Genomic DNA, 9,602 nt, shown 5'->3' on the forward strand with positions numbered 1-9,602 from the left:
GGCAAGGTTCTTCAGGCGCACGGGTGAGGGCGTCTATGACATGGCGGATCTTGCCCGGGCTACCGAAAAGATGGCCGGCTTCGTAAAGGCGTTGGCCACGGAGCATCAGGCTTCGCAGGTAATCGGCCTCGGCTATTCCAATGGTGCGAACATTCTCGCCAATGTGCTCATCGAAAAAGGCGTCTTCGACAAGGTGGTGCTCATGCACCCCCTGATCCCATTCCGGCCGAAGGACAATCCGGCGCTCAAAGGCCGTCGCGTGCTGATCACCGCCGGCGAACGCGACCCGATCTGCCCGGCGCCGCTGACGCAGGCTTTGGCCGACTATTTCCAGGGGCAGGGTGCGGTAACGCAGACGGAGTGGCATTCCGGCGGACATGACATTCGCCAGAACGAGATTGCTGCGATCACGCGCTTCCTGAAGGAATAGAGCGTTTCCGGTCGGAAGGAGCCGATTGCGTACTCCGACCGGAAAACCACTGCGCACCTTGGCTGGAGTTGCTCCGGTTACTCCAGTCGACGGCGGAAGAGCCAGGAGGCGGCCGAGAGGGTGACGATGGCGATCATAAACAGTGGGATCGTCTGCCGCGCCACCTCGACCGCCGGAATGTCCTTGAGGAACACACCCTTCACGATCACGAGGAAATAGCGCAGCGGGTTGATGTAGGTGATCGGCTGCAGCCAGGTGGGCATGTTCTCGATCGGCGTCGCGAAGCCCGAGAGCAGCATCGCCGGCACCATGAAAAGGAAGGCGCCGAGGATCGCCTGCTGCTGCGTCATCGAAAGGGCTGAAATGAAGAGGCCGAGGCCGACGACGGAGGCGAGGTAGAAGATCGCGCTGCCATAGAGCAGCAATAGCGAGCCGCGCAACGGCACCCCGAAAATGAAGACTGCCGCCAGGATATAGATGGTGATGTGGAAGAGACCAATCATCATTGGTGGGATCAGCTTGCCGATCAGGATCTCATGTGTCCTAAGCGGCGAAACCATGAGCTGGTCGAAAGTGCCGAGCTCGCGTTCGCGGGCGATCGACAGCGCAGTTACAATGAGGCCGATCAAAAGCGCTATGCTCGCGACCAGGTTCGGCACCATGAACCATTGATAGGTGAGGTTCGGGTTGAACCAGTTACGCGCGACGACGGTGACTGCGCCGGAAGCCATGCGCTTGCCGGCCGGCGTTTCGGCGGCAAGCGTTCCCACGATGCGGCTCAGATAGCCGGCAACGATCTGCGACGCGTTTGAGCGGCGCCCGTCGAGGATGACCTGTACTTCGGCAGGCCGGCTCGCTTCGATCTCGCGCGAGAAGGTGGGGCCGATCTCGATCGCGGCAATGACGGTTTGCGTGTCGATTGCCGCGCGCACCTCGTCGGGGCTGTTGGTGAAGCGAATGCTGCGGAAAGTCGGCGACCCCTGGATTTCCTCAACGAGGTCCTGGCTCCAGTGGCCATTGTCGCGGTTCAGCACCATGACGTCGACATTCGTCACTTCGAGCGTTGCGGCATAGGAAAACACCAGCAGCTGCAGTATCGGCGGGACGATCAGCACCGTGCGTCCCTTGGGGTCGCGCAATACCGCCAGCAATTCCTTGACGATCAGCGCCTTCAGTCTTGTCCACCACATCTCAGCCAATCCTCTTGCGGGTGCTGCGGGCAGCGAGCGCGAAGAATACGCAGCCGATCAGGAGCATGACGGCGATCGCACGCGTGAACATCGGCCATATGTCGCCGGCAAGGAACACGGTCTGCAGGCTCGGGATCAGATAGCGGGCCGGCACGACGAAGGTGATCCATTGAATGACCCTCGGCATCGAGTTGATTTCGAAGAGAAATCCGGAGAGCAGGAACGCCGGCAGGAAGGCTGAGATCAACGCGAGCTGCGAGGCGAGAAACTGGTTCTTGGTCGCCGCCGAGATCAGCAGGCCCTGGCCGAGCGCCGGCATCAGGAAGGTTGCCGACAGCGCATAGAGCGCTGCGACGGAGCCGCGGAAGGGGACGCCAAAGAGGAAGACGGCAAGCAGCACGCACAGCGTCATCGAGGTCAGTCCAAGGATGAAATAGGGTAGCAGCTTGCCGGCCAAGAGTTCGGCGGCCGAGACGGGGGTGGCCATCATCGCCTCCATCGTGCCGCGTTCCCATTCGCGGGCAACGACAAGTGAGGTCAGCAGTGTGCCGACCAGCGTCATGACGATGGCGATCGATCCGGGTACGAGGAAGTTTCGGCTGGTCAGCTCCGGATTGAACCAGAAGCGCTGCTCGGCCGAAATAGCGGGTGGTCGTCCGGCTCCTTCGCTCAAACGCTGGCGCTCCCAGTTGGCAAGGGTCGCCTGCGCGTAGTTCTGCACGAAGTTGGCGGTGTTGGGATCGGAACCATCGACGAGCACCTGCACCGTCGGATGGCGTCCGGCAGAATAGTCCGCTGTAAAGCCGGCGGGGATCACGACAATGCCGCGCACGCGACCGAGCACCAGATCCTCTTCGAAATCCCGTCGGTCGCGACCGACCGTCACCTTGAAATAGCGCGACGCCTGAAAACCGGCGGCGAGGTCTCGCGTCAGCGGCGCTTCCTCTTCGATGACGAGCCCGACGCGGGTCTGCGTCGTGTCGAGCGATACGCCGTAGCCGAAGAGAAAGAGCAGAATCATCGGCAGCACGAAGGCAATCAGGATGCTGCTCGGGTCGCGAACGATCTGGTAGCTTTCCTTGCGAACCAGCGCGGCAAAGCGCCTGGCCCGAGCGGCCCGGCTTTCCATGGTTGAGGACTGCGCGCTCATGCTGCCTCCTTTTCCTCCGAACCTTGAACCAGGGCGATGAAGGCATCCTCCATCGTCGGATCCGGAAGCTTGTCGCTGGCGACCTGGGCCTTCAACTCATCCGGCGAGCCGAGCGCGATCGACTTCCCGCGATAGATGAGGGAGATGCGATCGCAATACTCGGCCTCGTCCATGAAGTGCGTGGTCACGAGCACTGTGACGCCCTTTTCGACCAGCCCGTTGATGTGGGTCCAGAATTCGCGCCGCGTGATGGGGTCGACGCCGGAGGTAGGTTCGTCGAGAAACAGTGCTTCCGGCTCATGCAGCACGGCACAGGCAAGGGCCAGCCGCTGCTTGAGCCCGAGCGGCAAATCCTTGGCCGACATGTCGATAAGACGGCCGAAGGCGAAGATATCGGTCATCAGCTGGATGCGTTCGCGCTTGCGCGTGCCGGAAAGCCCGTAGACACCGGCGAAGAAACTGAGGTTCTGCGCGACGCTGAGGTCGCCATAGAGCGAGAACTTCTGCGCCATGTAGCCGAGCCGATTGCGTGCCTCGGCCGCATCGCGGCGGAGATCAAAGCCGGCAACGCGGCCTTCGCCGGCCGAGGGTTTCAGCAAACCGCAGAGCATCTTGAACGTCGTCGATTTGCCGGCGCCGTTGGGGCCGAGAAGTCCGAAGATCTGGCCGCGTGGAATGTCGAAGGTGATGTCGTCAGCTGCGGTGAAGTCGCCGAAGCGTTTCGTCAGGCCGTGGGCCTCGATGACGGGCTTGCTGTCTTCCACTGTGAAAGGTGTCTGCGTTTCCGCCAATTTCGAGCGACCACCGGGACCGCCGCCGAGCATGTCGATGAAAGCATCCTCGAAGCGGGGAGGCGTGGTCGTCACCGCAGGCGCCGACGAGCCATCGTCCGGTGCCGGTGGCTTGGTGTCGGGCTTCATCACCAGTCGGATCGCTTCACCCTGGATGACACCGTCGACCACATCGTCGTCATCGAGAAAGCGCGCGAGCTTCTGGCGCCGCCCATGCGCGATGCCCGAAACCTTGAAGACGCGTTCGGCGACGCGCGCGGTCAGCTCGGCCGGACTGCCGGCAAAAAGCAACTTGCCTTCGTTCAGCAGCAGAACACTGTCACAGGCCTCGGCTTCGTCGAGATAGGCCGTTGACCAGACGACGCCGATGCCTTCGGCCGTCAGGTTCTCGACCATTTTCCAGAGATCGCGGCGGGAGATCGGATCGACGCCGACGCCCGGTTCGTCGAGGAGGAGCAGACGGGGCTTGCGCAGCAGCGCGCAGGCGAGGCCAAGCTTCTGCTTCATGCCGCCGGATAGCTTTCCGGCAAGGCGCGCGGTGAAGCGCTTAAGGTCGGTGAATTCGAGCAGTTCGTCGAATGTCGCCGGACGCTCGGCGAGCGGCAGGCCGCGCAGATCGGCGTAAAGGTTCAGGTTCTCCTGAACGGAAAGATCCTCATAGAGGCCGAAGCGCTGCGGCATGTAGCCGATCGCCGCCTGGATGTCGGCGGCGTTGGTCACCGTGTCAAAGCCGAGAACCTCGACCTTGCCGGCGTCCGGCACCATCAGCCCCGTCATCAATCGGATGAGCGTGGTCTTTCCCGCGCCATCAGGGCCGACGAGCCCGGTAATCCGCCCGCCGAGGATTTCGCCGTCGATGTGGTCGAGCGCCGGCGGGGCATCGCCGAAGCGCTTGACCACGTCCGCGATCCGGACGAACGGTGTTTCGTCGCTCATCGTTTTGCCTCTGCGACTTCGGGCAGGTGCACCGTCACCGGCATGCCCTGCCTGAGATCGGGACCCGGCTTGTCGACGACGATGCGCAGGCGGTAGACGAGATCGGTTCTGAGTTCCGGCGTTTCCACTGACTTCGGGGTGAACTCGGCGACAGGCGAGATAAAGCCTACCGTGGCCTTGTAGGGGTGCTCCGGTGCAGTGTCCGAGGTGATCTCGACGGCCATGCCCGGATGCACCCGGCCAAGATCCGGTTCCGCGACATAGGCCCGCACCCAGACGGGTTCGTTCAGCGAGACGACATATACCATGTCGGATGGCGCGACGATTGCGCCGACTTCGCGAACTCGAGAGAGCACGGTGCCAGCATTCGGAGCGAGAAGGCGCGTGTCCGAAAGCGATGTGCGGGCGCTCTCGAGCTTGGCCTCGGCCGCCAGGACCTGTGCCTGAGCCGCCTCGATATCTTCGATCCGGCTCCCTTCTTCGAGGAGCGCCAGCGCCTCGCGGGCGGACGTGGCGCGCGCCGCGGCTGCCGCCCTGTTGGCGTTCGCCTCGTCGAGATTGGCCTGGGAAATTGTGCCATTCGGCCGCTACTGCCGGGCGCGCTCGTAGGCGAGGTCGGCATTTTGCAGGTCGGCGACGCGTTCGTCGTGGGCGGCACGGGCCTGGGCGATTTCGGTTGGTCGAGCGCCCGCCTTCAGTTTCGCAAGGTTAGCCTTGAGCGCGCCGAGTTCGGCTTCGGCTGCCGCGACTGCCTGTTCGAACGGAACGGCGTCGAGGGTTGCAAGGACATCGCCGGGCTTCACCGCGTCACCCTCATCGACGGCGAGGCTCGCGATGCGGCCATTGACGCGGAAACCCAAGGAGACCTGGCGGATATCGACATTGCCATAAAGCACCGAGGTTCGCATCGTCTCGGTCCAGCCGAGCCGCTGGGGCACGTCGAACCACCAGCCGCCGCCGGCGGCGCCGGCGAGCAACAGAAGGGCGATTGCGGGCTTGTTCATGACCGCCCCTCCTTCGTGCCGCCCAGTGCGGCGACAAGTTCGGCGACGTGACGACGCAGCATGTCGAGCTCGTCGGAGCCGACGGCCTGCCAGTTCATCTGTCGGAGCATGGCGGCATGGGCCATGCGGAAGACGAGGATGCTGCCGACGAAGGAGAGGGTCTTCAGGCGGACATGTTCGGATTGCGGCGGCTCACCGAGGATGGTTGCGACCAATCTGCCGGCCATGCCGATCATCGGACCCATGACGTTGGTATAGACCCGTTCGAAAGCTTCGGTCGGCTCCATCTGCTCGCGAATGATGAAACGCGCCCAGCTCTCGGACTGCCGGCTGACAAAGATCGCGACCATGTGTTGCGCCATCTGGGTCAACAACTCGCGGGCTTCTTCGGTCGACATCGCCTGGCCTTCGGCGTCGAGGCGGGCAAGGCGCTCGAGGATCACGTTTCTAAGAGCGCCGACGTGGCCGACGATAATCGACGCCAGGTGTTCCGCTGCGGCAATGTAGAGGCCTTCCTTGCCGCCGAAATAGTAGGGGATCGCCTGCAGGTTCACGCCGGCGGTTTCCGCAAGCATGCGTGTGCTGGCGCCATCGAAGCCGTAGCGGCCGAAGACATCGATGGAACTCGTCAGAAGCTTCTCGCGAGTGACGTCGCCGCGGTCCTGCTTGGGTGTTTGGGTCGAGGTTTTGTTCTTCATCATGTCTTTAAATTACGTCATTCCATTGATTAAGTCAATCGAATGAATTTTAACTTGAAGGCAGTCTCAAAATCCGCTCTCGGTCCTGGCAATCGGTGGATCAAGGAAGCGTCCGCGGTCTCGATCGAGCGACGTGAGGCTTGGTGCGGAACTGCCATGTGGCGCAGACATGCGCTTACTGTGACCGAACGCGCGCACAAAGGGCAGGGCGCATGTCGGGCAAATCAGGCCTTTAGGCGATGCTCAGACTGCGGCCGAAAAATCTATCGAGATCTTGGTGCCGCGCTTCGGGGCGGTATCGATCGCGATGGTTGCCTGGTGCAACTCGCTGATGCGGCGGACAATCTTCAGGCCGAGCCCGAGCTGGCCGGAACTCTTCACGTAGCCGAGGTCTTCGTGGTGTTCGGGCAGGTCGACAAGCCCCTTGCCATTGTCCTCGACCGAGACGACCGGGCCGGGACCGCACGCGAGAATGATGCGCGTGCCCGGAGGATTGTGCTTGACGGCGTTCTCGATCAGGTTGCGCAGCATGTTCTCGACCAGCGCCGGGATAGCCGTGACCGGCGGCGTGCCGTCGTCGACGAATTCGAGCGACTTGTCGTGGTCGAAGACGAACGGCGCGATGGCTTCGGCAACGGCGGCTCCGATCTGAGACAGGCTGGTGCGCTGATAGGCGGCGGGATCGACCGCGTCGGCCCTTGCCAGAGAGGTGAGCTGCTCCAGAATATGGGTCAGAGCGTCGAGGTCCCTTTCGGCGTTGCGGGCTCTGGGGTCATTGATGCGGCTCAACTCCATCTTGGCGATCGAGACCGGCGTCCGGATCTCGTGGGCGATCGAGGACGAGAACAGTTTTTGCGATTGGATGAGATCGGCAACGCGCGTGAGCATGCGGTTGACCGCGGTGACCAGCCGCGCAATCTCCTGCGGCATCCGCGTCACCGGCAGGCGCGCTTTGCCGTCGCGCGGGTCCAGTGCGTCGGCTGTCTGGGCCGCCATCGCCACGGGCTTCAGTGCACTGCGAATGGACCAGATGGTGGCACCAATGACAAGGCAGAACATCAGTGTCATCGGCACGATCATGGAATCGAACATCTCGTGCAGCAGAGCCCCATACACGAAGCCGTTCGGATCGTTGAGGATCGCAAGTTCGATGAGCACGGTGGTGCCGCCCCGTTCAAAAGTCTGGCCACCGGCGACACTGAAGGGTTTGCCTGGGGCGATCAGCCGCTTCCAGAACTGCGGCGCATCAACGCCGACGGGCAGGAAATGTTGGGCGCATTCGCTGGTGCAGTTCGAATAGACGATGACGCCCGCGGCCGTGCGGATACGAAGGAAGATCGCGCCATCGTCGTCACGGCGGTCCTGATAGCGCTCGCGCATCTCATGGTTGGGTTCATAGGTCACGACGCCATTGCGGACTTGAACATGGGCCGCGAGGTTCTCGGTTTCCTGCTGGAGCATGAGGACGCTCAGCTTTTCGTCGTCGAACCAGTAGTCGGCGAGGACGACGCCGATCTGGATGGCCATGGCAACCAGCGAAAAGGCGATGATGCGGCGGGCGACGATGCCGATCAGCGACGGATTGCGGGGTTTCATGAGGCGCGCCTGAGCAGATAGCCGATACCGCGTACGGTCTCTATCTGCACCCCGGTGTCAAGCGGCTGCAGGCGCTTGCGCACGCGCGACACCGCAAGCTCAAGCGCATTGGGCGTGACTTCCTGGCCATATTCGGAAAGCGCCGTTTCGAGCTTGCGCTTTGGCACCACGCGCCCGACTTCGCGCATCAGGATTTCCATCAGCGACCGTTCGCGCGGCGGCAACGGCACTACGGTGCCGTCGCAGGTGAGGTCTGCAGTCGCCGGATCATAGCGCAAGGCACCGGCCTCCAGCACGGGCTGCACCGCCTGTGGGTTGCGACGGAGCATGGCGCGGCACCGGGAGAGAAGCTCCCGATGATGGAACGGCTTTACCAGATAGTCGTCGGCGCCGGCATCGAGCCCGGCGATGCGTTCGTCGACGGATCCCTTGGCAGTGATGATCAGCACCGGCAGTCCGGGATAGTGGTGCCGGAGGCGACGAAGCAGGGATAGGCCATCGCCGTCGGGCAGGCCGAGATCGAGCAGCACGAGGTCGTGTTCGCGGCCTGCGATAGCCGTTTCGGCGTCCGCAACGGTTGAAACGGAATCGAGGCGCCAGCCAGCGTCCCGCATGGTTTCTCCGACCAGTTCTACCAGTCGCGGGCTGTCTTCAACCAGGAGCAGGCGCATTGAATCGTCTCGATATTACAGGGGCCGCTGCCGACCATATGGGCTTTCGCGCGGACTGCCAACTCCCGGTCGCAATACCCACCACCGCGTGCATAAAACTATCGATGAGCAATCTTGACGGGGTTTGGACAGGTTGCACGTCGTATCTCGACTGGTGAGGGGGAGGCTGCGACTGAACAGGTGGCCGTATCGCGGTCTCCGCTTCGACTGAAATGCCTGCGCCTGTATCGATCGTCTCGGATGTGATACAGTTGCGGCTGGAGACGAATGCTTTGACATTTTTGAGAATTCGCCGGCCAGAGATTGGCGGTATCGCTCTGAGCGCGCTCGTTAGCGCCTATCTGCTTGTTGGCACCAATAAATCCTTCTGGACGCATACGTTTGCCTATTTCAACGATTCCGTCGTGGCGCTCGTATCCTTCAGCGCGGCGCTTTGCCTGCTGACTTTTGCCGGGTTCACGTTGGCTTCCGTCAAATATGTGATGAAGCCCGTGTTGATCTTCTTCATCATGGTGTCGGCGTCTGCCTCCTACTTCATCGACACATTCGGCGTCATCATCGACAAGGACATGATCGGCAATGCGGCCGTGACGACACAGGCGGAAGCCGGCCACCTCTTGACCGGCAGCCTGGCGATACACCTGCTGCTCTACGGTCTGCTGCCTTCGCTTCTCGTCATCTGGCTCAAGGTCCGACGTCGGCCCTTCCTTGCGAATGCGGCCGTCAATCTTGCGGTGATCATCCCCTGTCTCATCGTCAGCAGCGGGCTGGTCTATGCGAGTTTTGCGAACGTCGCCTACGTCATTCGCGAGCACAAGGACCTGATGAAGCGGTTCAATCCGACCGGGCCGGTCTCGGCGGCCGTCCGGTATGCCGCTTCGACGTACAAGGAGCGCAACATCGTCGTGCAGCCCCTTGGCACCGACGCCCGCCAGGGTCCGCGCATTGCGGCGGCCGGCAAGCCGGTGGTGGTCGTCGTCGTTGCCGGCGAGACCGCACGGGCAATGAACTTCTCCTTGAACGGCTACGGGCGCGAGACCAATCCCGAACTGAAGGCCCTCGGCGTCGTCAATTATACCGACACCACGAGCTGCGGGACCGCTACGGCGACCTCGCTACCTTGCATGTTCTCCGTC

Annotated in this window: 8 protein-coding genes and 1 pseudogene; 2 read left to right on the plus strand and 7 right to left on the minus strand. The window is 62.4% G+C overall.

Annotation, left to right across the window (positions count from 1 at the left end):
- Positions 1 to 430, plus strand: a 430-nt coding sequence (locus tag I8N66_RS33660; RefSeq protein ID WP_291163752.1) for an alpha/beta hydrolase, incomplete at its 5' end; no start/stop codon positions are given.
- Between the two features lie 77 nt (positions 431 to 507).
- On the opposite strand, the gene I8N66_RS33665 is transcribed toward I8N66_RS33660, so the two are convergent.
- The 7 genes and pseudogenes from I8N66_RS33665 to I8N66_RS33695 all read right to left on the minus strand — a co-directional run bounded on the left by I8N66_RS33665 (position 508) and on the right by I8N66_RS33695 (position 8,466).
- Positions 508 to 1,620 (minus strand): ABC transporter permease, encoded by a 1,113-nt coding sequence (locus I8N66_RS33665; protein WP_113535124.1) that lies wholly within the window; start codon positions 1,618 to 1,620, stop codon positions 508 to 510.
- Position 1,621: 1 nt separating this feature from the next.
- Positions 1,622 to 2,749, minus strand: coding sequence for an ABC transporter permease (locus I8N66_RS33670; RefSeq protein WP_162768580.1), 1,128 nt, complete (start codon positions 2,747 to 2,749; stop codon positions 1,622 to 1,624).
- A gap of 17 nt (positions 2,750 to 2,766) precedes the next feature.
- Positions 2,767 to 4,497: an ATP-binding cassette domain-containing protein gene (locus I8N66_RS33675; protein ID WP_291163757.1), complete on the minus strand. Its 1,731-nt coding sequence runs from the start codon at positions 4,495 to 4,497 to the stop codon at positions 2,767 to 2,769.
- Positions 4,494 to 5,501 (minus strand): annotated as a pseudogene (gene hlyD, locus I8N66_RS33680) (secretion protein HlyD). Before hlyD ends, I8N66_RS33675 begins: the two are co-directional and overlap by 4 nt.
- Positions 5,498 to 6,202 carry a CerR family C-terminal domain-containing protein gene (locus I8N66_RS33685; RefSeq protein WP_291163760.1) on the minus strand — a complete coding sequence of 235 codons (705 nt, stop codon included), beginning with the start codon at positions 6,200 to 6,202 and terminating at the stop codon, positions 5,498 to 5,500. The pseudogene hlyD and the gene I8N66_RS33685 overlap by 4 nt, the downstream one beginning before the upstream one ends.
- Before the next feature lie 240 nt (positions 6,203 to 6,442).
- Complete coding sequence (locus I8N66_RS33690; protein WP_291163763.1) at positions 6,443 to 7,795, minus strand: HAMP domain-containing sensor histidine kinase; 1,353 nt, start codon at positions 7,793 to 7,795, stop codon at positions 6,443 to 6,445.
- Positions 7,792 to 8,466, minus strand: a complete 675-nt coding sequence (locus I8N66_RS33695; RefSeq protein WP_291163766.1) for a response regulator transcription factor — start codon at positions 8,464 to 8,466, stop codon at positions 7,792 to 7,794. The genes I8N66_RS33690 and I8N66_RS33695 overlap by 4 nt, the downstream gene beginning before the upstream one ends.
- Positions 8,467 to 8,738: 272 nt before the next feature.
- Between I8N66_RS33695 and I8N66_RS33700 the strand changes: the two genes are divergently transcribed.
- Positions 8,739 to 9,602, plus strand: an 864-nt coding sequence (locus I8N66_RS33700) for a phosphoethanolamine transferase domain-containing protein (RefSeq protein WP_291163769.1), incomplete at its 3' end; no start/stop codon positions are given.

The sequence above is a fragment of the Ensifer sp. SSB1 genome, from assembly GCF_016652895.1.
In the GTDB taxonomy this organism is placed as follows: domain Bacteria; phylum Pseudomonadota; class Alphaproteobacteria; order Rhizobiales; family Rhizobiaceae; genus Ensifer.